At 37.3% G+C, this 1,626-nt stretch carries 2 protein-coding genes and 1 pseudogene; 2 read left to right on the forward strand and 1 reads right to left on the reverse strand.

Annotated elements, in window-relative coordinates; genetic code table 11:
• Positions 1-261: pseudogene (locus AC1DG9_RS26780) on the reverse strand (mechanosensitive ion channel family protein); the annotation flags it as partial.
• Between the two features lie 75 nt (positions 262-336).
• Here AC1DG9_RS26780 and AC1DG9_RS26785 point away from each other — a divergent pair.
• Together AC1DG9_RS26785 and AC1DG9_RS26790 are read left to right on the forward strand one after the other, a co-directional pair.
• Positions 337-1,056 (forward strand): pyridoxine 5'-phosphate synthase, encoded by a 720-nt coding sequence (locus tag AC1DG9_RS26785; protein ID WP_288882577.1) that lies wholly within the window; start codon positions 337-339, stop codon positions 1,054-1,056.
• A gap of 15 nt (positions 1,057-1,071) precedes the next feature.
• The coding region (locus tag AC1DG9_RS26790; RefSeq protein WP_477635660.1) for a hypothetical protein at positions 1,072-1,626 on the forward strand (555 nt) is incomplete at its 3' end.

Consider the following 1,626-nt stretch of genomic DNA (forward strand, 5'->3'; position numbering starts at 1 on the left):
TCCTACAAGGGTAGAATCATCAACTGTAATTAAAGAATCGGGTACAAAAAGAAGATCCTCAGATAAGGCCTCAACTTTGGAAGAAGTTCTTTGTGCTCTTTCTGGTGCAGACAAGGAACCAAGCTTATTTTTAATGTGAAAGAGTGTGTCTGTATGCGCAACTACAGGATACCCTTTAAACACAACAGTATCTTTCTGTGCATAAACAACATGCTGAATACAACAGAAAGCGACAAATGAGATCAACAATTTAAATGACATATATCGAATGATTATAACTGATAGCAAAATACAGAAATTTTTTACCTTTACTTGCATATTTATATTTGGGATAACATGACGAAACTTTCAGTAAACATCAATAAAATAGCAACCCTTCGTAATAGTCGTGGAGGAAACAATCCGGATCTTGTTAAAGTAGCATTGGATTGTGAGCGCTTTGGATCGGAGGGGATAACTGTACACCCCAGACCTGATGAAAGACACATCAGATATCAGGATGTTTTTGATTTGAAAGCAACTATAGCTACAGAATTTAATATAGAGGGTAACTGCAGAGAGCAAAAATTTGTTGACCTGGTTTTAGCAAATAAACCTGCCCAGGTAACCCTTGTTCCGGATGCAGAAGGCCAAATTACCTCCAATCATGGATGGGACACTATAAAACATAAAGATTACCTGCAAGAGATGGTCTCTGTGTTTAAATCTGCCGGAATTCGTGTGTCCATCTTTGTAGATCCGGTAGTAGAAATGGTGGAGGCTGCGGCAGAAAGTGGAACCGACAGAATTGAACTTTACACCGAGGCTTATGCGCATAATTATTACGACAATAGGGAAAAAGCCATTTTACCTTACATCGCAGCTGCGCACAAGGCTAATGAAATAGGACTGGGCATTAATGCAGGCCACGATTTAGACTTACACAACCTAAAATATTTTGCTGAAAGCATTCCTGGGTTACTGGAGGTTAGTATTGGCCACGCATTAATCAGTGATGCCCTCTATTTAGGTTTGGAGAACACCATTCAATTATACCTAAAACAATTGAAACATTAATCTATAATGCTCACCATGAAAAACTTCACATTATTAACTATCGCAGCAACATTGATTTTCTTTATATCATCTTGTAAAAGCGGTGGTAATTTAGACGAGGGTACAGCTGAAGATGTAATATCAGCCCACCTTAAAGCAAATCCGGAATACGAGAGTACCAAAATAAATATTGGGGAAATTAAGTTCAGAAGCAAGAACGATCAGTTGGAGCTGCAAAAGTATAAAGCCCTGGAAGAAAAAGGACTTGTTGAAATGGTCCTTCAGAATCAAAAAAAGAAGTTCTTATCTAAAGACAGTGTGTACTTCTATTTGATTACGCTAACCGATAAATCAAAACCTTACATTATTAAACATGATGCACATAATGCTACCGTAAGAGCCGTTAATTATGTTCTTGATGAAGAGAAGCCAATTACACTTATAAAAGGAGACTCAAAAATAGCTCGCGTTACTGTTTCACTCAAAAAAGAAATGACAGATTTCTCGATATTCTTTAAAGATAAAAACATCGGCAGCAACTTCATTACCAAAACTTATAAGTTGAAGCTGAAGAAAGAAGTTGGCTGGATA

Source organism: Pedobacter sp. 05L430, from assembly GCF_056397585.1.